Raw genomic sequence first — 24555 nt, forward strand, 5'->3', positions numbered from 1 at the left:
TCCCGTTTGTGTTTTCTCTTCGCTTTTTACTAACTTTTTCCCTTGTTTAAGCTGTATCACCAAACCAGCCGCGCATACGTTTCCACAGTCGCCCGAACGCATTGCCACCGCTTGCTTTGATGCTTTGTGTATTCTGGCGATAGCGATGTCCGTACAGGATCAGTCCAACACCTGTGGCGTACATCGGACTGGAAACAACATCCACCAGCCCTCCGACTCCCTGCGGCCGTCCCAAGCGCACCGGGATATCGAAAATATCTTCTGCCAGCTCCACCATGCCTTCGAGCAGCGAAGAGCCACCCGTCAGCACCATGCCTGCAGCAACCAGTTCCTGAAAACCGGAGCGCTGCAGCTCATCTCTTATCATCTCGAACAGCTCTTCCACTCGCGGTTCGAGAATCTGTGCCATCACCTGCCTCGGCATTGGACGCGGTGAACGTCCGCCAACACTGGGGATCTCAATCTGATCCTCAGGCGGCACGAGGTTGGTCATGCAGGCACCATATTTGCGTTTAAGTTGATCCGCTTCACGCGCCGATGTGCGCAGGCCGATCACCAGATCGTTGGTCAGATGGTCGCCACCGATCGGAATCACGTGGGTGTGGCGAATCGAGCCGTTGAGGAATATGGCGATATCTGTGGTACCACCACCGATATCCACCAGCACCACACCGATATCCTTCTCATCCTGCATCAGCACTGCTTCACTTGATGCCACCTGCTCCAGCACCATATCGGAGACATCCAAATCACAACGATTGCAGCACTTAACGATATTCTGCGCCGATGAGACCGCGCCAGTCACCACATGCACCTTGGCCTCAAGTCGCACGCCGCTCATACCGATCGGTTCGCGTATTCCATCCTGGTTATCGATGATGTACTCCTGCGGCAGGATATGCAGAATCTTCTGATCAGCAGGGATATTCATCGCCCGCGCTGCATCTACCACACGGTCGACATCCTCCTGAGTCACCTCATGATTTTTTGTCGCCACCACACCATGGCTGTTGTAACCACGGATATGTGAACCGGCAATGCCGGTAAAGACCGACTGGATATCCACGCCAGCCATCAACTCGGCCTCTTCAACCGCAAGCCTGATCGACTCCACCGTACTCTCGATATTTACTACAACACCCTTTCTCAGCCCCCGCGACGGGTGCGTACCAATTCCGATAATATCGACTTTTCCATCCGGTGATGCCTCGGCTACGATACAGGCTATCTTGCTTGTACCGATATCCAGACCTACCAGTAGCTGATCTTGCTTGGACATTAGATCACTCCCCCATATTTAGCCGGCCGGATAAACCAGCGCGTCTGCAGACGTGCATCGACTCGCCAGTTCCGGTTAGACCAGCGCGGTTGTTTTAATAGTGATGAAAGCTGTGTCATGGCCTCCTGCTCCTGACCAAATGGAATCTTCCACGCCACACCTTTCGAAAAATAGATCTGCCAGTAGCGGTTTGCCGCCCTGATCTCACTCAGTGCCGAGATATTGATCATCTCCTGCCTGTGCAATAGCTGCAGTAGCGCATGTGCCTGTGGCAGCTGCTCTCTGGCCACGCGCAACAGCGGCAGATCCGGCGATTCACCGCGCTGCAGCATACGATAGGCATTGCCCTTATCATCAAAGAGCTGCAACTGACTCTTCTCGTCCTGCCATAGTGCCGCAGGTACCCGTGCCACAGCACGAATATGCAGGGCGTCGGGCAGCACACGGCTGATCTGTACCGAGTCCATATCCGGCAGACGTTGCATCCATATCTCACCCAGCGCATCAGGACGGGTATTGATAAAGTCGCGTTTTGGCATCGCTTCAAGCTGCTCGGCAATCGCCAGCTTCAGCCCCGCATCACCCTCGATCTGCCACTTGGCAACGGTCATCGCACCATTGAGCCACCAGCCGCCAAACAACGTCGCGCCAATCAACGCAATCAGCGCAAACATCTTGCCCATATGGCTGGCCGTGCGCATACGTTTGGCCTTCACCACTTCAGGATCTGCACGACGGTGGTTGCTACGACTCACTTGGCCACCTCCGAATCATTGGCTTCCGACTGCCCAAGACCGATATTTTCCAGGGTTGCTGTCTCCAGAATTGCAATGCACAACTGCTCAAAACTGATGCCGGCAGCCGCTGCTGCTTTGGGCAGCAGACTGGTTTCGGTCATGCCCGGCAGTGTGTTCACCTCAAGCACCAGCGGTTCACCGCCACTCTCTACAATCATATCCACACGCGGTGCACCACTGCAGTGCAGTGCTGCAACAGCCTCTTCTGCCCGCTGCATGCAGTAACGCAGCGTCTCGGCAGGCAGACGTGCCGGACAGAAGTAGTCGGTAGCACCACTGGTATATTTGGAGGCGTAATCATAAACACCTGATTTCGGCGCAACCTCAACCGGCGGCAGCGCTCTGCCATCGAGAACCGATACTGCGATCTCAACACCGTGAGCTGGCAACTCGGCCATCCACCCCTTGCTATTGTGAATACCCAGCGCCTGCCACTCCTGTTGCGTGTTGAGGCGGTGAAGGCCGACACTGGAGCCCTCAGAGACAGGCTTGAGGAATACCGGATAACGGATCGGGCCATCTGTGCCGATAGGTATATCAACAGGTGTTTTCAGGCCGGCATGGTTCAGAATCTGCTTGCTTAGTTGTTTATTCATGCAGAGCGCGGAGGCCATCACGCCGGAACCGGTATAGGCGATACCCATCACCTCCAGCAATCCCTGCACACAACCATCCTCGCCAAGCGTGCCGTGCAGCAGATTAAATGCACGATCGATACCTGCATCGGCAATCTGACTGCTCCAGTTATCGTTCAACTCAACAGCCACGGCATCAACGCCTGTGTCCTGCAACGCCTTGAGCACAGCGTGGCCTGAGCGTAGAGATATCTCTCGCTCAGCAGAGCTGCCACCCATCAGTACGCCTACGCGGCCGAATCGGGAGATATTGTTCACAACCACTCTCCTACCATGCGCACTTCAGTCTCCAGTTCGATCTCAAATTTCTCTTTCACCACGCGCTGAGCGCGATCTATCAGGGCAACAATGTCGGCGCTGCTGGCCTCACCCTCATTGACAATAAAATTGGCGTGCTGTGCCGAGATACGAGCTCCGCCAATAGCAAAGCCTTTCAAACCTGCCGCCTCAATCAGGCGAGCGGCATGGTCACCCTCAGGATTCTTGAACACCGAACCGCAGTTAGGCTGGGCCAGAGGCTGGGTTGCGCTGCGCCGCGAACGCATGGTGCGCATCCGCTCACGAATCTGATCGGGATGATCCGGATGCAGTTCAAAGCAGGCATTGATCACCAGACTCTGTGCCGGCAGTACGGTATGGCGATAACCCATATCCAGCGTCTCGGCATCAATCTCAATGACCTCTCCACTGCGCAGCATCACCTCAATATGGGTGAGCACATCTGAAACCTGCTGTGAGAAGCAGCCTGCATTCATCGCCACACCGCCACCGACATCACCGGGCACGGTAGCCATAAACTCACAGCCGGAGAGGCCATGCTCAGCGCACTGGCGGGCCAGGCGGCTCATGCGTACACCCGCCTCGGCATGAACCAGACACCCCTCGACATGCAGTGCATTGAGCTCACTGAGATCAACCACCAGTGCATTGATACCGAAATCGGGCACCAGCATATTGCTGCCACGTCCAAGCGGCAGAATCGGAATATCCTCAGGGCAGAGCACCACGGCACTTGATAGCGCCGCACGGTCAGCAGGCCGGAAAAACCAGCGTGCAGGGCCGCCCACACCAAGGGTGGTGTGGCGTGCCATCGGCTCCTGTTCACGCAGGGCACCAAGACCAGCCAACGGTGTCACCCAGGCATCTTCCATCACCGGGTGAGCCAGCTGCAGGTCATCAATCTGTGAGGCAATCATGCTGACACCTCATCGCGCATCTGCTGGGCCAGCGAGCCAATGGAACCTGCCCCCATCAGCAGCACTATATCACCCCGCTGCAGGGCGGCATTGGCCAATGCATGCGCCGCTTGCAGGTCGGCAACCAAAGCAACGCCGCGATGGCCACGTAGCGCCATCCCTTCCATCAGACGCTGGCTGTTGATTCCTTCGATCTCCGACTCACTGGCGGCATAGATCGGCAGCAGCGCCACCTCATTGGCAGCATCAAATGCCCCCATAAACTCATCCATCAGATCGCGGGTACGACTGAAACGGTGTGGCTGGAAGATCACCGTAATATGACGCTCCGGCCAGCAGTCGCGTGCGGCCTGAAGTGTTGCCATCACCTCTTTGGGATGATGGGCATAATCATCGACCAGCACCCCCTCTCCGATACGACTGCGCTGAAAACGGCGCTGAATACCTTCAAAACTGGCAAGAGCGCTGCGAATGGTCTCAATGTCGATACCCAAATCCAGCAGCACGGTGATTGCAGCCAGCGCATTCTCTGCATTGTGTCTGCCCGGCATCGGAAGCCTGAACTCACCAAGTGATCCCAGCTCACGGCTGGCGGCGCGGAACACCTGTCCTTCGCTATCGGCTTGACTGTCGAGAAGGTGAATATCGGCCTGTGGACTGCTGCCATAGGTGGTCACCGGTTTATGCAGCCGCTCACGCAGCGCCGCCACATTCGGATGTTCGTGGTGCAGCACCACCAGTCCGTAGAACGGCACCAGTGAAACAAAGGTGTGGAACGCTTCCAGAAGCGTTTCAAAATTACCGTAGTGATCAAGATGTTCAGGATCGATATTACTGACCACGGCAATGGTAGGGCTTAAGCGCAGGAAAGAGCCATCACTCTCATCGGCCTCGGCAACCAGCCATGGACTTGCTCCGAGACGGGCATTACTGCCTGTAGCGGTAAGACGGCCGCCGATAATATAGGTCGGATCAAGACCTGCAGCTTCCATGCCGTGGGCAATCAGCGAGGTCATGGTGGTTTTACCATGACTGCCGGCTACAGCTACGCCCTGTTTCATGCGCATCAATTCAGCCAGCATCTCGGCGCGTGGAATCACCGGAATCCCCTGCAGATGGGCTGCAGCAATTTCGGGATTACGTTTATCAATGGCGGATGAGACCACAACCACCTGTGCATTACCCAGATTCTCAGCCGCATGGCCAATCGCCACCTCAATACCGAGGCTACGCAGGCGCCTGACATTCTGGCTCTCAGCCACATCACTGCCCTGCACCTTGAAACCCTGATTAAACAGCAGTTCGCCAATACCGCTCATGCCGATACCGCCGATACCGATCAGGTGGATATGCTCTACACGCATCCTCATGCTATTACTCCACGTTCCGGCAGAAACTCCGCCAGCACATCCAGTTGTTTCTCTCTGGCATCAAAAGGTGCCCAGGCTCTGGCAGCCGTAGACATGCGGGTAAGTTCACCCTGATCAAACATCAATGCATCCAGTGCTGCAGCCAGCGTTTCAGCGCTCATCTCCGACTGCACCAGCAGACGCGCACCACCGGCATCCGCCAGGCTCTGGGCGTTAAAACGTTGGTGGTCATCAGCAGCATGCGGCAGTGGCACAAACAGACTTGGCAGACCGGATATGGCAGCCTCAGTTACACTCATCGCTCCGGCACGCGCAATCATCAGATCACCCGCCGCATAAAAAGCGGCCATATCATCACAAAAACCTAACACTTCCGCTGTAATGCCTGCTTCGCTGTATACTCTTGCAGCCTCAGCGCGAGCCTCTTCATCTTTGCCCGCCACATGACAGACCGTAAACTCGCGTCCCTCTCTGATCAGCTGAGCACACGCTTGCGGTACCGTACGATTAAGCACCAACGCCCCCTGAGAACCGCCCATGACCAGCAGTTTAGGCGGATTGTGTGGCTGCCACTGAACTTCAGCGATCACATCACGAACGATATTGCCGGTCACCGCATGATTGACGCCGGATGAGAGGTGGCGTGATGCCTCGGCAAAGCCGAGCATGATACGGCGGCAGAAGCGGGCCAATGTTCTGTTCACCAGTCCTGGCATCGCATTCTGCTCATAGAGCACAACCGGAATCCGGCTCATAAGAGCGGCGATAACACCTGAAATGCTTGCATAACCGCCAACACCGACCAGCAGATCAGGCTTCTGTGCACGCCATGATTTGCGAATCTGCATCACCGCCTTGGGAAGCTCCCACAACAACACACGCAGACGCTGCACAACCCCGGCACCTTTCACACCATGCATCGCCAGCAGCAGTACCGATTCACCACGTTCCGGCAACAGCTTCGCCTCCAGACCGCGCTCGGCTCCGATAAAATTCACACGCAGGGCTGGCCAACGGCCACGCGCCGCATCTGCCAATGCCAGTGCAGGCATGACATGACCTCCGGTTCCGCCACCGGCGATACAGAGAAGAGGTGCGTTACTCAAAACAGATGCTCCAGCCCTTCATCCATAGGCTCCATCACTGGCTCCTGGACTTTAGCTTTACGTTTTTCCACCGGCTTGGATCGTGACTGCCTCTTCACCGGCGCTTGCCGTGACAGGCGCTGATTGCCCGAACTGTGGCGCTGCACAGAGAGAATCAGACCGATCAACACACATTCACCGATCAGTGCACTGCCGCCGTAAGAGACAAACGGCATCGGCATACCCTTGGTCGGCAGTAGCCCCATAGCAGCGCCGAGATTAATGATGAACGCCAGACCGAGAATCAGAACACAACCGAGAATAAGCAGCCGTGAAAACATCTCTTCACACTGAATCGCCAGCCAGATACCGCGCCCCAGCAGCAGTGCAAAGAGCAGAATCAGCGCGACAATGCCAAGCAGCCCGAGCTCTTCGCCAATACTGGCTGAGATAAAGTCGGTAAAGACCTCTGGCAGATAGAAGAGTTTCTGCACACCCTGCCCCACACCTGTGCCAACCAGACCACCACTGCCAAAAGCGATCATCGACTGGATCAGCTGGTATCCGCTGCCATAGGGATCATTCCACGGCTCAAGGAAACTGGTCAGACGCTGCAGGCGGTAGGGTTCGGCAATCAGTACAACCGCAGCCAGCGGCAGGAAGGTCAGCAGCAACAGCGCCAGATGGCGAATTGGCACACCACCGACAAACCACATGGAGAAGCAGACCGCAAACAAAAGCGCGGAACTACCAAAATCGGGCTGCAGCAGCAGCATCGCCAGTGAACAGAGCAATACCACCAGCATCGGCGCCAGACCACTGGAGAAGCTGTGCAGGCGGTCAGGGAATGAGCCCATGTAATAGGCCATATAGATAACGATGGCAGGCTTGAGTATCTCCACGGGCTGCAGGGTTAGCCCCAAGAGTGAGAACCAGCGCTGGGCACCGTTGATCTCACGCCCCAAACCCGGCACCAGCACGGCAATCATCATCACCACGGCAACAGCGAGAACCGGCAGTGCAATCGCACGCCACCATGTCACATCCACACGCGAGACCAGCCACATCAAAAGCAGCCCTGTCGGAATATAGACCAGCCAGTGACTGATAATGCGCAGCGGATCATTGTAGCGCACCTCTGCTACAGAGATGCTGGTGCTGTAGACCATCAGCACGCTGAATGAGAGAAGAGCCAGCACACATCCGGTAAGGATCGGATCAGGTGGCGCAAGGCGCTTTGCAGCTTTGCCGCTCATCGCTTCACCTCCAGCGCTTTAACCGCATCAGCAAAGGCTCTGCCGCGTTCGGCATAATCACTGAACTGATCCTGACTGGCTGCCGCAGGCGAGAGCAGGACCGGCAACCCCTGTTGTGCCATCGCCGCCTGCTTGACTGCCTGATCAACTGTTTTAACAAAGGTGGCAGAGACACCGGCCTCTTCAGCCAGCTTAACAAACGCCTTGGGATCTTTACCGATGATATAGACATGTTCAACGCGGCTGGAAACAATATCCTTTAACACCGACACATCCAGCCCCTTACGCAGACCACCACAGATCCAGATCACCTGATTAAAGGATTGAATCGCTGCAATGGCGGCATCCGGGTTGGTTGCCTTGGAGTCGTTAAACCACTCACGTCCGGCCACGATGCCGAGTGATTGTAAGCGGTGTGGCAACCCTCTGAACGAGGTCAGTGCCTGATCCACCACGCTGGCAGAAACACCGTAATCCGTGGCAGCCTGTGCAGCCACGGCAAGATTGATATGCTGATGTATACCTTTGGATGGCAGATCATCAGAGGAGATAAACTCCGGAATATGGTAGTGGTGCCAAAACAGTCGCCATGAACCATCCTCCAGAAGCTGCACACCGGAATCGAGCATCTCAGGCGATCCAATACCAAAACGACGCACATAAACACCGCGCCCCTTCAACTCTGCAGCCAGCCCATCCCACTCCTGATCGGCAGGTAACATCGCTTTATCGCCTTCACCCTGTCGGGCAAACAGCCGCAGCTTGGCCTCCCGATAAGCAGCCTCATCAACATGCATGTCAGCATGATCGGGTTGAATATTGAGCAGAGCTGCCCAGCGCGGACGAATCGGAGTGGCGCGCTCCAGCTGGAAACTGGAGAGCTCCAGCACAATACGCACAGGGTCTTCATCACCTAACAGGTCGAGCATCGGTGTTCCGATATTACCACCGACCTCAATGCCACCAGGCAGTGTATCAAGCATGGTACTGATCAGGGATACTGTTGTTGTTTTGCCATTGGTGCCGGTAATGGCAATGGTATCACCTCGGTAATACTCACAGAATAGCTCCAGATCACCGTAGACCGGAGTACCGTTTGCACGCATCTCAACCAGTGCCGGATGGTTCCAGTTGATGCCCGGACTGACAATAATGCGCGAGAAACGGGTCAGCGCAGCCGCCTTCAATTTGCCTATATGCAGCGGTATATCCAGCTCCGGTGACAGCACGATCTTCTTCTCATCGAATGCCTCACAGCGCATACCGTGGCGCAGCAGAAAAGCTGCCGCCGCCTGACCGGTCTTACCCATGCCGATGACTGCTGTCAGCTGATCATCACTCATATGCAGATCCTGCGCGTTCATCGTATCTTCAGGGTGGAGAGCGCCACCAGCGCAAGCAGAATCGAGATAATCCAGAAACGCACAATCACCTTGGGCTCAGGCCACCCTTTCAGCTCATAGTGATGATGAATAGGCGCCATGCGGAAGACACGTTTGCCGGTCATTTTAAAACTGGCCACCTGCACCATCACCGACACGGCCTCCAGCACAAACAGGCCACCGGCAATAGCCAGCAGAAACTGCTGGTGTACAGCACAGGCGACAAAGCCGAGTGCGCCTCCGAGGGCGAGGGCTCCGACATCGCCCATAAAGACCTGTGCCGGATAGGTGTTGAACCAGAGGAAACCAAGGCAGGCGCCAACCAGTGCGCCACAGAAGACTGCCAACTCACCGGCTCCGGGTACAAAGGGGATCATCAGGTAGGCTGCAAATTTGGCATGGCCGGCCAGATAGACCACAACAGCCAGCGAACTGGCGACCATAAAGGTCGGAGCCACAGCGAGGCCATCCAGTCCATCGGTCAGGTTCACTGCATTGGATGCACCTACAAGCACAAACACTACAAACAGCGGGTAGAACCAGCCCATGTCCCACTGCATATTAAAGAAGGGAATATCGACAATCGGATCGGTCAACATCCACAGTCCGGCTGCCGCCACGCCGCCAAAAAGAAGCTGAAACAGCAGCTTCCAGCGACCGGCCAACCCTTTGGGGTTGTTGCGCATGATCTTCAGATAGTCATCTAGCCAGCCGATCAGGCCGTAACCGAGTGTCACCAGCAGTGCCAGCCAGATGAAGCCGTTGGTAAGGTCAGCCCAGAGCAGCGTGGTGATGGTTAAAGCACTGAGAATCAGCAGGCCGCCCATCGTTGGCGTACCCTGTTTAACCAGATGCGTCTGCGGCCCGTCATCGCGAATCGGCTGCCCCTTACCCTGCTGTGACTTCAAGCGTTTGATGAACCACGGGCCAAACACCCAGCAGATCACCAGCGAGGTGACCAGCGCATAGACAGTACGGAAGGTGATGTACTGGAACAGATTGAAAATAGAGAACTGATCGGCCAGCGGATAGAGGAGATTATAGAGCATGGGCAACCTCCTGCCTGCATAGCAGCTTCACAATCGACTCCAGTGCCATCGAGCGTGACGCTTTGACCAGTACGGTATCACCTGCTGTAAACGACTCAGCAGCCAGCCCCTGCAGCGCATCTGCAGTGGTGGCAAACCAGCGAGCCTGTGGATGCTTCTCAGCCAGCAGACGCATAGCGCTGCCAATCAGATAGACCCGATCAAGGCCATCAATATTGATAGCCGCGTGTGCTGCATCCGAGCCTTCACCCAGTTCAGCCATATCGCCGAGAACAGCTATGCGGCGACCATCAAGCGCATGCAACGTATCAATTGCCGCCTGCATCGAAACCGGATTAGCGTTGTAGCAATCATCCAGCACAAGCGAACCATCTACTCCCTCGCACTGTTTCATACGACCGGCAGGCGGCTGCCAGCCGGAGAGTGCGGCAACCACTTCGGCAAGCCCTGTTGTTCGGCTACTGTTGAGATAACGCAGCATAATTGAAGCGGCAAACGCGATATTGGCTGCCCAGTGCTGCGCAGGCAGTGCCAGCGTCATCGCAGCCTCCTGCCCCTGCCAGCGCATCAACAGTTCACGCCCAACCAGCTGCCAGACCACCACATCAGCACAGCTCTCATCATCCATTGAGAGGTGATGTAAAGGTTTGCAGATACTGTTGTCATCCAGCAGAGATGAAACACCGGCCCCCAGAGCGCACCAGCCGCCCTCGTTAAGTTGCGCCAGTAGCAGAGACTTCTCCCTCACCACACCGGCAAGGCCACCAAGACCCTGGGCATGGGCGGCAGTCATACCTGTCAGAATGGCAATATCGGGCTGCACCATAGCTGCAAGTCGCGCCATCTCTCCGCGCTCACTGATACCGCACTCAATCACCGCAACATCGGCATCAAGCGGCACAGCCAGCAGGGTCTGCGGCACACCGATGAGATTATTCAGGTTGGCACGTGTTGCTGAGATCTTCACGCCGAGAGCAGTGAAGCCACGCTCCAGAATCGAGCGCAGGCTTGTTTTGCCAAACGATCCGGTAATCGCAATTACCGTTGTCTCTGTCAGGCGATTACGCCAGGCATGGGCAATATCGCCGAGCGCCTGCAGGGTATCGTCTACCTCAAGCTTACTGTTATCCAGATCATGCCAGAGCTTCAAACCCTCAGCATCACCAATCAGAGCCACCGCCCGGTCAGCAACTGCAGCGGCAAAGTGATGGCCATCAAAGTTCGGACCACGCAGTGCCAGGAAAGTATCACCAGCGGCAAAATTTCGCGTATCGGTAACAACCGAGGTGATCACCTCAGGCAGAGCGCCATGCCAGTTGCCGTTAGTGGCACGTTTGATATCAACTCCGCTCAGGCGCATCAGTTGGCCCCCGCCGTACGAAGATTCGGACTCATGTTCTTCTTCTGCAGATAGGACTCAGCGATTTCGGCATCGCTCCATGGTAAGCGTCTGCCGCACACCTCCATGTAGGCCTCATGCCCTTTGCCGGCAATAATCAGAATATCACCCTCAGCGACAGCTTCGATCGCCTCGGCAATCGCCAGTTCCCGATCCAGCTGCAGATGCACCTCGGCATGGTATGGCTGCACCATGCCGAACTCGATCTCGGATGCGATAACCGCAGGCAACTCACCACGTGGATTATCTGAAGTAATCCAGACCACATCGGCAAGTTCTGAGGCGATTTCACCCATCTGTGGCCGTTTTTCGCGATCACGTTCACCGCCGCAGCCAAAGACTACAATCAGCCGCTTGCGCGCCAGCTTGCGTGCCGCCTTCAGACAGCTCTCCAGCGCTTCAGGCGTATGTGCATAGTCGATAAAGACCTGTCCGAATCCGGCCAGCACATCCTGCATGCGCCCGGGAGGTGCAGTGATACCACTGAGCAGCTCAGGCAGCGACTGCAGAGTAATGCCCTGCGACACCATCAGCGCCAGTGCCACACAGGCTACATTTTCAGCATGGAAGTCTCCCAGCGGGATATCCTCTATCACCACCTCTTCACCATTGCTGCGCAAACGCAGCAGTCCCGGCAACTCCTGCTCCCAGGCCAGATCAACATCATCACGGAACAGACCGTGCCCATACCAGCAGGCGGGTTCCGGTGCCAGCTCACGGATATCGGCATGATCGGCGTTGGCAACCACATTGCCGCCAAGCGCGGCGGTTTCACGGATAAATCCGGCTTTGGTCGCCAGGTAGGGGCCATAGCCGCCATGATCCTGCAGATGATCATGGCCCATGTTGGTCCAGATCGCTGTTCTGAAGTCCATGCCGGCAATGCGTTGCTGGGCAATACCGTGTGAAGAGACCTCACACACCACCGAGTGCACGTCATCAAGGCAGGCCGCAGTCAGCATCGCATGCATGGTCAGCAGCGACGGCGTGGTATTACCGATATCACAAATATCATTCGGAGAGCGCATCCAGCCCAGCGTGCCTGTACTCCAGACAGGGCGCGGCTGATAGCGACTGAGCGCCTCACGCAACATCCACGCCACACTGGTCTTGCCGTCGGTACCGGTAACACCGTATAGATGGGCACCAGCCTGCTCGGTCTTAAACAGACGGCGAAGCAGCGTGCCTGCCTGCTGCATCGATTCAAGATAGAGTTGAGGAAGCTCTGTTTTTACGTTCATGCCCACACTGATAATGGCTGTGGCACCCTGCGCACTGGCTGCTTCAGCATAGCGATCGGCCTGCGCCGCCGCACGCGGCAGGCAGAGCATGGCATAACCCGGCTTGGCCTGACGTGAATCATCACAGATGCCCATGATCATCACATCATCAGCACCATCTAACTCAAGCCGGCCCAGACCATCAGCCAGCTGGCGCAGTGAGAAACCCTCTGTCAGAGCGGTTGCATGCGGTTGATTACTCATCTAACCATACCTCCAGCGACTCACTACTATTCAGCGCTGCCACATTGGCAGGCTTCTGGCGTGTCACCCAGCCTGAACCGTGCACATGCAGGCGCAGACCACGACTGGCAGCAAAGCGGCGCACTTCGCGCATCGACATGCCATAGGTACTCTCCGCCTCAAAAGCGGGAGCCTCAGCAGCAACCTCCATAGCCTGCCATGGACCATGGTTTTTTATCTCAGCAGGCACACCTAGGTAGGGCAGTGCGCTCTCAGCCACCTGACGGAAGATCGGTGCAGCAACCTGACCGCCATACATACTTTTCTGCGGCTCATCGACCACCACTACGATGACCAACTGAGGATCGTCAACCGGTGCCACGCCTGCAAATACGGCGGTATATTTATCCCTGCTGTAACGACCACGCTCATCCGGCTTCTGGGCAGTACCTGTCTTTCCTGCCACGCGATAACCTACCGGCACGGCCTTGGAACCCGTGCCATCTGCGCTAGTGGCATACTCAAGCATGCTCATCACCTGCCGCGCCACCGATGCCTGCATCACTCTATGCGAAGCGTTTTGCGCTGCCTGCATATCATCTGCAAGCAGTCTTGGCGCTACATACAGACCCTCATTCGCTAAAACGGAAAAGGCCGCTGCAAGTTGCAACGGCGTCACGGCGATACCTTGTCCGAATGCGATGTTGGCCGTCTCAACAGGGCCCCACCGCTCAGTGGGTAGCACAATGCCAGGCGACTCTCCGCCTAACCCCATCCTGCTTCGCTGACCAAAGCCGGCTTTCCTTAACATCTCATGCAGTGGTTCAGGGCCAATATCGAGCGCCAGCTTGGCCACCCCGATATTGCTTGATTTGACAATGATGCCGGTCAGATCCAACCACCCTTCCGGGTGATCATCCTTAATGGTGTAGTCAGCGACCTGCATCGCTCCCTTCTCACAATAGATAATGGAGTCAGGCTTCCATTTTCCGGAGGTCAGAGCCGCCGCGACAGAGAATGGCTTCATCGTTGAACCCGGCTCAAAGACATCGGTAACAGCACGATTGCGCCACTGCCCGGGTTTGAAATTGCGGAAACTGTTTGGGTTGTATCCGGGCCAGTTGGCCATGGCCAGAATCGCCCCGTCCTTCGGACGCAGCACGACCACCGAGCCGCCCTTGGCATTCTGTTGGCGTACACCATCAGCAAGTGCTGCGTAAGCAACACTCTGAATCGATGCATCGATGGTCAGCTTGATTGATTTGCCGGGTGCGGGCTCGCGCAGCCATGAACCATCGGGCAGGGAGTGTCCACGCGCATCACGACGCACCTGACGAATTCCCGACTCACCGGTCAAAACACTGTTCCAGCTTAGCTCAGCCCCCTCCAATCCTTTGCCATCAATGCCGACGAAGCCGAGAAGATGGCCTGTTTCAGGGCCCAGCGGATGATAACGGCGCCACTCCTTCTCCATGCGTACGCCGGGAATATTCAGCGCCATCACCTTTTCAGCGACCATTGGCGGCACCTGCCGCGCCAGCCAGACAAAGCCATGCCGCTTCTTCAGCTTGCCCTCTACCTTTTTGCTCGGCAAGCCCAGTGCACGAGCCAGATCGGCCATGCGCTCAGCAGGCACCTCATCGGCCATGGCGGCAATCGATGGTGTCTCCACACTTTCAGCCAGTGTACGATTTTTACTGTCGAGAATTGAGCCGCGCGGTGCAACGGCGGTGAACTGACGATAGCGCTGTTTCTCAGCCAGTGATGTCAGGTAGTCGGCCTGCAGCCACTGCAGGTCAACAGCGCGCACCAGCAGCAACACCAGCCCCAGTGCCAGAAGCCCGGCCACCGCTTCGATACGGCGGCGAACAAAGATCTGCTGCTTGTCGCTCACGGATTGACCACCTGTTCAGGTTTGGGCGGAGCCATGCCCAGCTTCTGCTGTGCCAGCTGACGCAAACGCTCCGGGCGGGTCATGTTGGCAAGCTCCAGACGAAGCTTGCTGGCCTGACCAAGGGCATCCTGTTTTTCTGTATTCAAGCGCTGTGTCTCCAGCGATAACTCATAACGAAGATGAGAGACCCAGATCTGCCCGGCAGAGAGAAGGCCCGCAAGAACCGGCACCAGCAGCCACGGCTTAAGCAACGAGGCCATCAGAGATCACCCGCACTGTAACCGGCCAGCTTTCTGCCTTCGGCTTCTGAGAGACGTTCAGCCACACGCATCAGAGATGAACGCGACCGCGGATTAAGATCAATCTCATCCTGATTCGGACGAACAGGCTTCTTCTGCAACCAGCGCATTGAAGGGGTTTTGCCACACACGCACATCGGCATCTGCGGCGGGCACTTGCACGGATGCACCTGATCTTCGATAAGATCACGCACCCGGCGGTCTTCGCCGGAATGAAATGAGATCACTGCCAGTCGGCCGCCCGGCTTAAGGTGGGCAACCGCAGCCTTCAACCCCTCATCAATCTGATCCATCTCCTCATTCACCCAGATACGCAGCGCCTGAAAGGTGCGCGTAGCCGGATGTGCGCCACCATGACGCCCCTGTTTCGGAGTAGCATGAAAGCAGATATTCTCAAGATCGGAGGTGGTATTGAGCTTACCCTCCTGCTTTGCCATGAGGATAGACCTGGCGATACGGCGCGAATGGCGCTCATCGCCAAAGCGATAGATAATGTCAGCCAGTTCGCGCTCGGAGATGCGCTCCAGCAGCCTGGAGAGAGGCTGACCTGATGATGTATCCATGCGCATATCCAGCGGCCCGTCTTTCTGGAAGGAGAAACCACGCTCGGCATTATCCACCTGTGGCGAAGAGACCCCCAAGTCGAAACCGATGCCACTCACTTGCGACCAACCCATTGCATCAAGAGTGTCGCCGAGGCGTGCGAAATCGGAGTGTACAATAGAGAAACGGGAGTCCTCTGCTGCAAGCCTCTCTCCCTCTGCAATAGCTTCAGGATCGCGGTCGATGGCAAGCAGCCGCCCTTTTTCAGAGAGCCTGGCAAGCAACTCGCGGCTGTGGCCACCGCGCCCGAAGGTGCAATCAACGTAGCATCCATCGGCATCGCTGAACAGCGCGTCAATAAAGGCGTCACGGAGGACTGGAATGTGTTCGGCATAACGTTTGTCGCCGCCCACATTAGAGACCGAGCTCGAAATTTTGAGCCAGCGCCAGATCAGCTTCCAGCTGTTTATCCCAACTGCCCTTATCCCATATCTCAAATGTCTCGCCTGCGCCAAGGAACTGAACAGCACGATCAAGCAGGGCATAGTCACGCAGTGCTGCAGAGAGCAGCACACGCCCCTGACGGTCAGGCAGAAACTCCTGAGCAGAACTGATTACGATGCGCTTATAGGCGCGTAGCGCCTCACTGGGGGGAGTAGCCGCGATCTTCTGCTGAAGCCGCTTCCATTCGCGCATGGGGTATGCGACAAGACAGCGGGAGTGCGGGGTGCGCGTGATGACAATCGAAGCTTCAGCATGACAGCTTTTCAGCGTATCACGGAATGCAGCAGGGATGCTTACGCGCCCTTTATCATCCATGTTGTTACTGAACTCACCCTGAAACATCTGTTTCGATCCTCTCCCTTACCATTGATTGGGAATCTTACCCACGATTCCCCACCAATCGCCAATATTGTCCACCATTCAACCCTTGTCAACCCCGCCTGAGCCCGTGTCACACCGGAAGAACCATTAAGACACACCCCTGCAAGCAACCAATAAATAAAAGTATTTAGAGAGGAAAAACGCGGAAGCTATTGATCTGTAAAGGAACTCTGCCATTTGGTTTTGTTGGTGGGGGATTGTGGGTAGTATTGGCCACCAAAGGTGGGCTATCATGTTCTGGAAAGAGAAAAGTGCAGCTGAGATGAGTGATGATGAGTGGGAGAGCCTCTGTGATGGCTGTGGCCGTTGCTGTGTGTGGAAGTTTGAGGATGAGGATAGCGCTGAAATCCTCTACACCGATATACGCTGCCATCTGTTTAACGACAACAGCTGCCGCTGCACCGATTACCCGCAACGCACCACCATTGTGCCCGACTGCATGGATATCCGCACTTTTTCCGATCAGCAGTACAGCTGGCTTCCGGAGAGCTGTGCTTACCGACTTCTACATGAAGGCAAGCCTCTGCTTGCGTGGCACCACCTGATTTCAGGTAGCAAGGATTCCGTACATACAGCGGGCATCTCCCTGCAGAAAAAAACGGTATGCGGCGAAAATTTCACAGAGGAAGATATCATCCGCCACATCATCGATCCGGATCAGACAGATGAGTGAGTCCCAACTCTGCCCTTGTGGCAGCAGCAAACCCTTTGCCTGCTGCTGCGAACCGATCATTGCCGGCGCGACCGCCCCCACTGCCGAGGCTCTGATGCGTTCGCGCTATTCAGCCTATGTGCAGGGTTGCTGGAAATACCTTCACAGCAGCTGGCATCACGCCACCCGCCCATCAAAAGTCTCACCCACCGATACCGACTGGCTGGGACTCACTATCGTGCATGCCGCTACCGACACGGTTGAATTCATCGCAGGGTTTCGTGAGGCGTCAAAGATCATGACACTGCATGAGATCAGCCGTTTCGAGCAGGTTGATGGCCATTGGCGTTATCTGAATGGGGCGTGCGATATCAGTGAAGCTGGCCGCAACAGCCCATGCCCCTGCGGCAGCGGCCTGAAAACCAAACGCTGCTGCGGCAAAACATCCCGATAGCGACCCGTCGTCTATGAACAGGTTGCTACCCGGTTTGATTGCAGTGATTCTGCTAACTGTCTCCGCAGGCGTTTACATCTGGAACAATCTCGATGGCCTGTTGCAAGCCGTTATCCAGAACCACGCCTCTAAAGTTCTAACCACCGAGATTCATGTCGCAGAGATCCGAACAGATCGGCAGCGCGGCAGAGGCAACATTGCCGGCATCTCGATTGCCAATCCGCAGGGCTTCAGTGAAACCAACATCATTCAACTTGGCAAAATCACCTTTAGAGTCAACACTGAGAGTTCAGGTATCGATCCCATCATCCTCAATGAGGTGGTGATTCGCGGAGCCGACGCTGTTTATGAAATCAACGATGCCGGAGTCTCCAATGTCGACACCCTGAAGCGTCAAATTCACGCCCGTCGCTACCAGAAATCAGAGAACAGCTCTCCGCTGAAGTTCATTATCCGCAAACTGGTTGTTGAAACATCGATGGCCAGAGTGCGAACGCCAGCAACAGGCAACGGCTCCAAACGCATACGACTGCCAAAGATCATGATGCACAATGTCGGAAATACCGACGCAGGCATCACTGCAGGAGAGATCATGCGCCAGCTCACCTTCAGAATGCTGGGCAATATGAGTAACGCCGTTGCCGCAACAGGAGAGCAGGTGCCAGCTATTTCATCTGCTGAGTAGATCCCGGCAGTCATTACCTGGCTCTATACATATAACCCTCAACACGGCAGCCATGAAAAGTTGGAAAACACCTCTGTAGCCACTACTGGTGCTCTGTTCAGCGCAATAGCTGCATTGCTTTTCCCATTTACTTTCTTCATGTTACAACCACATGCTGGGGTAGACATGTATTAAAAACACTACACTTAGTAATAAACAGCATTGGCAGAAACAGAAAGCGAGCTATACTGCCGCCATGCGATTGATCATGCTTGATACTGAAACGACCGGGCTTTCACCCTTAAATGGTGACCGCATGGTTGAGATTGGCGCAATCGAAGTGGTTAATCGCAAAGTACTTTCGGGCGATAAACATGTCTTCCACCACTACATCAATCCCGAGCGCAATATCCCGGCTGAGGTGGTGCGCATCCACGGCATTGATAATGCAAAGATAAAAGATGCGCCGAAATTCCGTGATATTGCAGCGCAGTTCCTCGACTTTATCGACGGCGCCACACTGGTAATCCATAACGCCTCATTTGACCTTGGCTTTATCATGCATGAGCTGCACCTGAACGATTTCCCCAATATTCAGGATATCCGGGTGATCGACACACTCGCCTTTGCCCGCAAAAAACATCCAAATCAGCGCAACAACCTCGATGCACTCTGTGACCGATATGCTATTGAGCGCGGCCATCGTGAACTGCATGGCGCCCTGCTGGATTCCGAGTTGCTGGCTGAGGTCTATCTGGCCATGACCGGTGGTCGCCAGTTCTCGCTCGGCATGGATATCCCGAGCCTGCCAGCCTCAAGCTTTGTTCAGCTTCCTGAGCACTCAAGAGGGCGCGATGAGAAAGCGGAAACAGCCAACCTCATGAAACGCAGTACGCCGCCTATTGCTGAGCACGAGCATGAAGCGCATATTTCGATGATGCGACGCATCCATAAAGAGAGCGACGGACAGACGCTCTGGCATCATCCGGAACTGGCCTGATTCGAATTTAAGGATACCCTGAGAAACAACGTCCATGTAGATTTGAGAACGCAAAGGCAAAAGCGTTTTTTACCTTCGATCACAAAATCAAGCACTTACTGTGTATGATTTTGGCAAGCCACCCTTGGCATGCACGGATACTCTGGCTCTTTCAGCGCATCCTTAACAGCTTCATACGCCTTAAGCGGGTGTAGTTCAATGGTAGAACGGCAGCTTCCCAAGCTGCATACGAGGGTTCGATTCCCTTCACCCGCTCCAATTTAACTATCTATAATATAAAGATTTTATTACAGTCCGCTCATTACACTAAATCCAACGTGGGCCAATCGTGGGCCAAGGGAGGCCGCAATGGGAATCAGCTATCCGAAACATTCAAAAGGCAAAATCCGCGTCCAAGTAAAACACAATGGAATCAAAAAAACGAAGGTGTTTCTTGAAAGTGAAAAAAAAGATGCTCAAGACTGGGGATTGGATACATATGTAAAACTAAGGCAAGGTGACATCACTAAGTTCAAAGACAGGGCCACATTAGCAGAGGTTCTGGACTCATATTTAGACTCAAAAGCAACTGAATTAAAAGGTGATGGCTACAGAAACAAAGTAATTATAGTCAATAAACTCAAAGAATATGAAATAAGCAAAATCAGAATAGATAAATTACATGGCGGAACACTTGAGGAATTCAAACTAAAGCTACGCAAAACAAAAGCCCAAAGCACGGTAAGACATTACTTAACCACAATCAGCGTGGCAATTGACCACTATATACTTATAACAAGGAGTAAAATCACTAATCCGGTAAGAGAAATATCACTTCCTAAAGCTCATGCAGACCCAAGGGAGAATACAATTGATGAAATAGATTCAATTCTAAAGGCACTTCAACATGAACATTATCAAACATATATAGCCGCCTGTACTGCATATTATACTGGAATGCGAATTGGTGAGATTTGCAAACTAACATGGCATGACGTTCGACTCGGGGACTACATACACGTAAGAACAGTTCACTCAAAAAACGCCAAGCCAAGAAGCATCAAAATAAGTAAAAAACTAAATGAGGTATTAAAGCAATACTATTTACATTGCCTAGAGCATAAAGATGAGCTTGATAAGCATCACAAAAAACGAAAAGCATGTCATGATGTGATATTAGTTAATCCTAGACACATTGCTAATAACTTCATAAAGGTCGCCAGAAGGTGCAGCGACAAAGAATATACGTTCCATGATATTAGACACACATGCCTGACTCACCTAAGAAATAATGGGGCCGACATATTCACATTGAGAAGCATATCCGGACACACCTCAACAAGAATGTTAGAAAAATATATTCATCCAGATGATTTAAACGGAGAGTTTCTTGACTCATTGTAATTGCAGACCCCAAGCAAACTCGGCACCCCTGTGGTCAGAGATACCGTTGAAGGCATTTTATACCCTCGGCTGAATTTGAGTCATCTATATATAGGTGATTCGAATGAGAGCTAGCCCGCTTTTTATGAACCTTCCAGATTTGATTCTTCGGCTCTCGAAGCTTGTCAGGCCGTTCTTTGTCCTGAAAACGTGATTGCTTCAACTTAGTGATATATTTACCCTCTAACTGCTCGGCATATATCTTCCCGCCACCCCAAATAGAGCAGCCTTTATCAAGAGAGTAATCCCACGGTTTTAACTTCCGGTTGCTCCTCTCTTGGTTGGCGCGCTTAAAGCACTCACCCAAAAACTCTTTCAATTCACTGGCAGCATATAACCCTTCAAACAGCGGTTTGATGAAATTTCGTGATGTGCCCCAAAATCGCCCGACATTTTTATATTCAGGACCAAATATTTTCTGAAGGCTTTTGTCTTCAAACTCAGCCGCTTTGTCAGGATGTTTGTTTTTATAAAAGTTTTTCGTCATGTACTTGGTCATATAGGCGGCAAACTGCTGGGGAGCATATTGCTCTAATGGTCGCACATCCAAGCCGTAGAAGTGTAGATGATACATGTTGTCCAAGTTACCAGTGATTCGAGACCAGTGATTACTCCACTTTGCTGAGTGGTGGATTGTTTCACCATCGGTGTTTTCCTTTTCAATCGTTGGGAGATTTTCATCAATCAGGATGTGGAAATGTGGAGCCCCTCTTCCCGGCTGAGCCTCAAGCACCCAGCAGTAGTTGATATTTTCAAACTCTTGGCGCAGAAGAGTGAGAAACGTATTGAGATGTTTTTTCACCTCTCTTCCATCCATTGGAAACTTCCTTGGATATGTAAGCGTTATAAACTGTTTGAATTTGTATTTTGAATTTCTGAGTTGGTGAGCCAGACGAAGTCTCGACTTGCCTGAAAACAGAGTGATGTCGCCACGCTTTGCAACGCTCTTATCTTTATCGCTTTTGCAACTGCTCTCCTGTTTGCATTTGTTTTTCTTTTTTTTAGGAGCGCGAATAATGTCACTATGATGCTGTCTGCATGTATAGGTCAGGTCTTCTTCAAATATTTGCAGGTGATAATAATTTGCCGGTAATGGCTGCCATTTAAAAAAATCTTTTTTATCCATGAAGTCCAGTTACTGGATGCTGGATAGGTTTTGTGGGCGTTACTTAGATATCGCTGTAGTTTTGAGATATGGAATACATAACAAGGCAGCTCACCTCTGCCCCTCACCAACTCTCAATCGAGCTGCGTGCTTTTGGCACGGTCTCTCAATCGGCTGGCAAGTGACGTCGGTGGCTGCTTATCGTGACTTGGCAGACCTCATTTTTTCCGCTTGTAGAGGGGAAATTTTGATCACTTAGTGGCGAATCGCCACTAAGTGACCAAGGAACATTTGTGGCACTTGGTTGAAAACTCAATATTCTCGTCTACACTAACTTAAAATTATTCTGGGAGGGTTCGTGTACAAGCTCGTACTAACACTTATTACACTATTTTTACTTTCATCCAATGCCGCAGCTGGCCCATGGGACAATTATGATGGAGGAGGCAAATCCTATCATGGAGAGCCGGGACACGAGTCAAGTCTTGGGGAACCAACAGACAGTGGCAGAACAAATGCACTTTACCACATCAAAAAAGATGGTGGTTTTAAAGCACTTGGCAAAATAAATGAGCCAACAGATATTAATGAGTTTCCAAAAAGTGGAATGATTTATGAAATGCGCAATTTTAATGCATTTTTTGCTGGTGCTTGGCTTAACACAATTGAAATTGCCAGAACATATAAGAATGGTGAAAATCTTGATGAAACTGGTAAATTTCTAGGAACCAGAAACTGGTATGGCTATAAGGGTTGCAGATATTATTATGCAGATGATGGACTTGATGGAGCTTTTGAAAACAAAATAAAATACTCACATGCTTTTTGGACAGAGTGGTATGGGGAAGGATGGAAAACCATTAAAGGCTGGAATGAAAATGTTTGGCATCCACATTACGCTCAGACCGACGATAGGGTAAGATTTAAAGGCGAAATTGAGCATGAATTAGACACTGTAACAGCAGATAAAGAGATATTCTTTGAAGAAGTATTGGTTAAAAATAGGCCCGGCACAACGGAGTTTACTTACTTGGCTTTGTTTTATGACTTTATTCGTGACATCTATGATGTTTGGGACTTTATGTATACGGTAAAAAACGGTAAACCAACACACCCAGATACTTGGACAGAGGCAGAAGCCAAAAGATTGGTAAAGGCTTATGATGGTCTGCATGCGTTGCAGGAGTTTGCTAGAGGGGAAAATTCCTCTGACACAACTAAGGCATTTGCACTTACCTTTGAAAACTATGCTATTTCACATGCGCTATATCTTGAGAAATTCATTGTTTCAAAATATGGCAAAGCAGGACTTGCAACAGCTCGAAAGAAAGCAGGCGTTGAAAACCTATATCCAAACGAGCTGTAAAAGTTAAATATCTCCTTAAAGGCTGGCAGCTTATGTTGCTGGCTTTTTTTGTGGTCTGATGAAAGCGCCTCTGAATATTTTGGGTTCAGCTCCAAGCATGGCGATTCCTTTGCCCTGCTGTAAATCATGAGCATGTGGGGCGGCCTGACCAAAATATGCGCGTGCCATTTCAGCGGTTCTCATGCCGTAACCAACCTTGAGCCTGACCTGATTCATGATATCCGATGGTAAACCAGTGGAGCTGGGGTCTTGGGTTCCAAGAATCTGGAGCAAGCCAACGTAGCGACCACGCATAGCTAGATGTGAGGCAATACGAATGATTTCAGTCTTGGCCTCAAAATCAGGGTCACCCTTTCTTGGGGTTGATAGAAACAGGGGGCATTCATCGACCAGCAAAATGTGAGGCTTCCAATCGCAACCTTTTGAACGTGCTTCAAACCAGTTATCAACATCCAGCTCTCGAATGAGGCGCTTTCGTTCCTCATAAATGGATTCCAATTCCTGATACACAGCAAGCACGCTTTCGATATCTGTTGCAAGCCGTTTGCATTTTTGGTGTCTGAAGTCGTTCCCATCCTTTGTGCCTTCGGCAATCGTGATGGTATCAGCGCCCCAAGTTCTCTCGATTTCCTTCAACAGCACTTTGAACAGCTCAGATTTCCCAGAACCGGAAGCACCAGCAACGAGAAAAACTGGTGAATGGTCAAATGCCAAAATCACAGGTGAACCATCGTCAAATGTACCCAGCCAGAAGTGACCAAGTGGAATGTGCTCTGGTCGGGAATGATAATGAACAAGGTCTGGAAGCCTGTTCTCCAGTAGCAACCAGCGGTGATTACCCAAGTCTTTGATTCCAGATATCGGACGATTGAAAATAGTTGATAGGCCATAGAAGGCTTTCTCGAATTTCTCAGGGCTGATGTTGTGAGGCGCTACGACAACCAAATCACCCGTTGGCTTGTGGGTGTACAAGTTCGGATATATCCAGCGGTCAGGTTTATCAGAGTAGAGATTCAGGTCATTAAACAGGCACAGGCACTCACTAAGCTTATTTTTGGGGATGGATTTCATACTCATGAGAGCAGCCCCTTCAAATAATAAAATACCTGCTTGAGGGTGTCCGGGCTTTTAATCCACCAGAGAACAAGCCCGATGCCGACCAAAAAGAGTAGCGTTTCACTCACTGCCTTGATTTTGGCTTGTCGTTGAGCGGCTGCTTTTTCGGGGTCTTTGAGAATCACATGGGGCTTGGTGTTGTTGAGTTTCATCTCAGTCATCTCTCTGGATAGCAGCTCTACGAGCCTCAATTTCTGCAAGGTGAAGTTCGAGCAGTTCCATGCCTTTCATGACGATGGTGTTT

The 24555-nt window shown here is 52.9% G+C and carries 24 protein-coding genes and 1 tRNA gene; 7 read left to right on the forward strand and 18 right to left on the reverse strand.

Going from position 1 to position 24555, the window contains the following annotated elements; translation table 11 throughout:
* Nucleotides 1-46: 46 nt before the first annotated feature.
* The 15 genes from ftsA to mraZ are packed head-to-tail and all read right to left on the reverse strand — an operon-like array spanning nucleotide 47 to nucleotide 16493.
* Nucleotides 47-1279, reverse strand: coding sequence for a cell division protein FtsA (ftsA, locus tag F3F93_RS00100; RefSeq protein ID WP_176957132.1), 1233 nt, complete (start codon nucleotides 1277-1279; stop codon nucleotides 47-49).
* Nucleotides 1279-2034 carry a cell division protein FtsQ/DivIB gene (locus tag F3F93_RS12680; RefSeq protein ID WP_176957133.1) on the reverse strand — a complete coding sequence of 252 codons (756 nt, stop codon included), beginning with the start codon at nucleotides 2032-2034 and terminating at the stop codon, nucleotides 1279-1281. Before F3F93_RS12680 ends, ftsA begins: the two co-directional genes overlap by 1 nt.
* Entirely contained in the window at nucleotides 2031-2969 is a 939-nt protein-coding gene (locus F3F93_RS00110; RefSeq protein ID WP_347239151.1) for a D-alanine--D-alanine ligase, read from the reverse strand. Before F3F93_RS00110 ends, F3F93_RS12680 begins: the two co-directional genes overlap by 4 nt.
* On the reverse strand, nucleotides 2966-3907 hold the full coding sequence (gene murB / locus F3F93_RS00115) for a UDP-N-acetylmuramate dehydrogenase (RefSeq protein WP_241696862.1): 942 nt from the start codon (nucleotides 3905-3907) through the stop codon (nucleotides 2966-2968). The genes F3F93_RS00110 and murB overlap by 4 nt, the downstream gene beginning before the upstream one ends.
* Complete coding sequence (murC, locus tag F3F93_RS00120) at nucleotides 3904-5277, reverse strand: UDP-N-acetylmuramate--L-alanine ligase (protein ID WP_176957135.1); 1374 nt, start codon at nucleotides 5275-5277, stop codon at nucleotides 3904-3906. Before murC ends, murB begins: the two co-directional genes overlap by 4 nt.
* Nucleotides 5274-6383: an undecaprenyldiphospho-muramoylpentapeptide beta-N-acetylglucosaminyltransferase gene (gene murG / locus F3F93_RS00125; RefSeq protein ID WP_176957136.1), complete on the reverse strand. Its 1110-nt coding sequence runs from the start codon at nucleotides 6381-6383 to the stop codon at nucleotides 5274-5276. Before murG ends, murC begins: the two co-directional genes overlap by 4 nt.
* Complete coding sequence (gene ftsW / locus F3F93_RS00130; RefSeq protein WP_176957137.1) at nucleotides 6380-7618, reverse strand: putative lipid II flippase FtsW; 1239 nt, start codon at nucleotides 7616-7618, stop codon at nucleotides 6380-6382. The genes murG and ftsW overlap by 4 nt, the downstream gene beginning before the upstream one ends.
* The gene (murD, locus tag F3F93_RS00135) at nucleotides 7615-8961 is read right to left on the reverse strand and encodes a UDP-N-acetylmuramoyl-L-alanine--D-glutamate ligase (protein ID WP_241696863.1); all 1347 of its coding nucleotides are present in this window, start codon (nucleotides 8959-8961) and stop codon (nucleotides 7615-7617) included. The genes ftsW and murD overlap by 4 nt, the downstream gene beginning before the upstream one ends.
* A 17-nt stretch (nucleotides 8962-8978) precedes the next feature.
* On the reverse strand, nucleotides 8979-10049 hold the full coding sequence (gene mraY, locus F3F93_RS00140; protein WP_176957139.1) for a phospho-N-acetylmuramoyl-pentapeptide-transferase: 1071 nt from the start codon (nucleotides 10047-10049) through the stop codon (nucleotides 8979-8981).
* Nucleotides 10039-11409, reverse strand: a complete 1371-nt coding sequence (gene murF, locus F3F93_RS00145) for a UDP-N-acetylmuramoyl-tripeptide--D-alanyl-D-alanine ligase (RefSeq protein WP_176957140.1) — start codon at nucleotides 11407-11409, stop codon at nucleotides 10039-10041. Before murF ends, mraY begins: the two co-directional genes overlap by 11 nt.
* Entirely contained in the window at nucleotides 11409-12932 is a 1524-nt protein-coding gene (locus tag F3F93_RS00150) for a UDP-N-acetylmuramoyl-L-alanyl-D-glutamate--2,6-diaminopimelate ligase (RefSeq protein WP_176957141.1), read from the reverse strand. Before F3F93_RS00150 ends, murF begins: the two co-directional genes overlap by 1 nt.
* Nucleotides 12925-14805: a penicillin-binding transpeptidase domain-containing protein gene (locus tag F3F93_RS00155; RefSeq protein WP_176957142.1), complete on the reverse strand. Its 1881-nt coding sequence runs from the start codon at nucleotides 14803-14805 to the stop codon at nucleotides 12925-12927. Before F3F93_RS00155 ends, F3F93_RS00150 begins: the two co-directional genes overlap by 8 nt.
* The gene (gene ftsL / locus F3F93_RS00160; protein ID WP_241696864.1) at nucleotides 14802-15065 is read right to left on the reverse strand and encodes a cell division protein FtsL; all 264 of its coding nucleotides are present in this window, start codon (nucleotides 15063-15065) and stop codon (nucleotides 14802-14804) included. The genes F3F93_RS00155 and ftsL overlap by 4 nt, the downstream gene beginning before the upstream one ends.
* On the reverse strand, nucleotides 15065-16060 hold the full coding sequence (gene rsmH / locus F3F93_RS00165) for a 16S rRNA (cytosine(1402)-N(4))-methyltransferase RsmH (protein ID WP_176957143.1): 996 nt from the start codon (nucleotides 16058-16060) through the stop codon (nucleotides 15065-15067). Before rsmH ends, ftsL begins: the two co-directional genes overlap by 1 nt.
* A 1-nt stretch (nucleotide 16061) precedes the next feature.
* A complete protein-coding gene (gene mraZ, locus F3F93_RS00170) occupies nucleotides 16062-16493 on the reverse strand; it encodes a division/cell wall cluster transcriptional repressor MraZ (protein WP_176957144.1) in 432 nt (143 codons plus the stop codon).
* Nucleotides 16494-16764: 271 nt separating this feature from the next.
* Between mraZ and F3F93_RS00175 the strand changes: the two genes are divergently transcribed.
* The 6 genes from F3F93_RS00175 to F3F93_RS00200 all read left to right on the forward strand — a co-directional run bounded on the left by F3F93_RS00175 (nucleotide 16765) and on the right by F3F93_RS00200 (nucleotide 20685).
* On the forward strand, nucleotides 16765-17205 hold the full coding sequence (locus tag F3F93_RS00175; RefSeq protein WP_176957145.1) for a YcgN family cysteine cluster protein: 441 nt from the start codon (nucleotides 16765-16767) through the stop codon (nucleotides 17203-17205).
* Complete coding sequence (locus F3F93_RS00180) at nucleotides 17198-17638, forward strand: YchJ family metal-binding protein (RefSeq protein WP_176957146.1); 441 nt, start codon at nucleotides 17198-17200, stop codon at nucleotides 17636-17638. Before F3F93_RS00175 ends, F3F93_RS00180 begins: the two co-directional genes overlap by 8 nt.
* A gap of 13 nt (nucleotides 17639-17651) precedes the next feature.
* Nucleotides 17652-18323 (forward strand): hypothetical protein, encoded by a 672-nt coding sequence (locus tag F3F93_RS00185; RefSeq protein WP_176957147.1) that lies wholly within the window; start codon nucleotides 17652-17654, stop codon nucleotides 18321-18323.
* A 235-nt stretch (nucleotides 18324-18558) separates the two neighbouring features.
* Complete coding sequence (gene dnaQ / locus F3F93_RS00190; RefSeq protein WP_176957148.1) at nucleotides 18559-19302, forward strand: DNA polymerase III subunit epsilon; 744 nt, start codon at nucleotides 18559-18561, stop codon at nucleotides 19300-19302.
* A gap of 184 nt (nucleotides 19303-19486) precedes the next feature.
* A tRNA-Gly gene (locus F3F93_RS00195) sits at nucleotides 19487-19560 on the forward strand.
* 90 nt (nucleotides 19561-19650) lie between these two features.
* Nucleotides 19651-20685, forward strand: a complete 1035-nt coding sequence (locus tag F3F93_RS00200) for a site-specific integrase (RefSeq protein WP_176957149.1) — start codon at nucleotides 19651-19653, stop codon at nucleotides 20683-20685.
* Nucleotides 20686-20719: 34 nt separating this feature from the next.
* Here F3F93_RS00200 and F3F93_RS00205 read toward each other — a convergent pair whose 3' ends face one another.
* Nucleotides 20720-21850 (reverse strand): hypothetical protein, encoded by a 1131-nt coding sequence (locus tag F3F93_RS00205; protein WP_176957150.1) that lies wholly within the window; start codon nucleotides 21848-21850, stop codon nucleotides 20720-20722.
* Nucleotides 21851-22187: 337 nt separating this feature from the next.
* Here F3F93_RS00205 and F3F93_RS00210 point away from each other — a divergent pair, with 337 nt between their 5' ends.
* On the forward strand, nucleotides 22188-23195 hold the full coding sequence (locus F3F93_RS00210) for a hypothetical protein (protein WP_176957151.1): 1008 nt from the start codon (nucleotides 22188-22190) through the stop codon (nucleotides 23193-23195).
* Nucleotides 23196-23225: 30 nt separating this feature from the next.
* Here the strand turns inward: F3F93_RS00210 and F3F93_RS00215 are convergent, their stop codons facing one another.
* A complete protein-coding gene (locus F3F93_RS00215) occupies nucleotides 23226-24272 on the reverse strand; it encodes a hypothetical protein (RefSeq protein ID WP_176957152.1) in 1047 nt (348 codons plus the stop codon).
* Nucleotides 24269-24472, reverse strand: a complete 204-nt coding sequence (locus F3F93_RS00220; RefSeq protein ID WP_176957153.1) for a hypothetical protein — start codon at nucleotides 24470-24472, stop codon at nucleotides 24269-24271. Before F3F93_RS00220 ends, F3F93_RS00215 begins: the two co-directional genes overlap by 4 nt.
* Nucleotides 24473-24555: the final 83 nt, after the last annotated feature.

Origin of the sequence: Mariprofundus sp. KV, from assembly GCF_013387475.1 — a bacterium.
Classification (GTDB): Bacteria; Pseudomonadota; Zetaproteobacteria; order Mariprofundales; family Mariprofundaceae; genus Mariprofundus.

What these genes read in the sequence shown, in the direction of transcription:
- mraY (WP_176957139.1), bottom strand. Translation starts at nt 10,049, where the DNA reads ATGCTCTATAATCTCCTCTATCCGCTGGCCGATCAGTTCTCTATTTTC.
- ftsA (WP_176957132.1), bottom strand. Translation starts at nt 1,279, where the DNA reads ATGTCCAAGCAAGATCAGCTACTGGTAGGTCTGGATATCGGTACAAGC.
- F3F93_RS00150 (WP_176957141.1), bottom strand. Translation starts at nt 12,932, where the DNA reads ATGAGTAATCAACCGCATGCAACCGCTCTGACAGAGGGTTTCTCACTG.
- murC (WP_176957135.1), bottom strand. Translation starts at nt 5,277, where the DNA reads ATGAGGATGCGTGTAGAGCATATCCACCTGATCGGTATCGGCGGTATC.
- F3F93_RS00200 (WP_176957149.1), top strand. Translation starts at nt 19,651, where the DNA reads ATGGGAATCAGCTATCCGAAACATTCAAAAGGCAAAATCCGCGTCCAA.
- ftsW (WP_176957137.1), bottom strand. Translation starts at nt 7,618, where the DNA reads ATGAGCGGCAAAGCTGCAAAGCGCCTTGCGCCACCTGATCCGATCCTT.
- F3F93_RS00175 (WP_176957145.1), top strand. Translation starts at nt 16,765, where the DNA reads ATGTTCTGGAAAGAGAAAAGTGCAGCTGAGATGAGTGATGATGAGTGG.
- murF (WP_176957140.1), bottom strand. Translation starts at nt 11,409, where the DNA reads ATGCGCCTGAGCGGAGTTGATATCAAACGTGCCACTAACGGCAACTGG.
- F3F93_RS00220 (WP_176957153.1), bottom strand. Translation starts at nt 24,472, where the DNA reads ATGACTGAGATGAAACTCAACAACACCAAGCCCCATGTGATTCTCAAA.
- ftsL (WP_241696864.1), bottom strand. Translation starts at nt 15,065, where the DNA reads ATGGCCTCGTTGCTTAAGCCGTGGCTGCTGGTGCCGGTTCTTGCGGGC.
- F3F93_RS00185 (WP_176957147.1), top strand. Translation starts at nt 17,652, where the DNA reads ATGAACAGGTTGCTACCCGGTTTGATTGCAGTGATTCTGCTAACTGTC.
- murD (WP_241696863.1), bottom strand. Translation starts at nt 8,961, where the DNA reads ATGAGTGATGATCAGCTGACAGCAGTCATCGGCATGGGTAAGACCGGT.
- F3F93_RS00180 (WP_176957146.1), top strand. Translation starts at nt 17,198, where the DNA reads ATGAGTGAGTCCCAACTCTGCCCTTGTGGCAGCAGCAAACCCTTTGCC.
- dnaQ (WP_176957148.1), top strand. Translation starts at nt 18,559, where the DNA reads ATGCGATTGATCATGCTTGATACTGAAACGACCGGGCTTTCACCCTTA.
- F3F93_RS00215 (WP_176957152.1), bottom strand. Translation starts at nt 24,272, where the DNA reads ATGAGTATGAAATCCATCCCCAAAAATAAGCTTAGTGAGTGCCTGTGC.
- mraZ (WP_176957144.1), bottom strand. Translation starts at nt 16,493, where the DNA reads ATGTTTCAGGGTGAGTTCAGTAACAACATGGATGATAAAGGGCGCGTA.
- F3F93_RS00205 (WP_176957150.1), bottom strand. Translation starts at nt 21,850, where the DNA reads ATGGATAAAAAAGATTTTTTTAAATGGCAGCCATTACCGGCAAATTAT.
- murB (WP_241696862.1), bottom strand. Translation starts at nt 3,907, where the DNA reads ATGATTGCCTCACAGATTGATGACCTGCAGCTGGCTCACCCGGTGATG.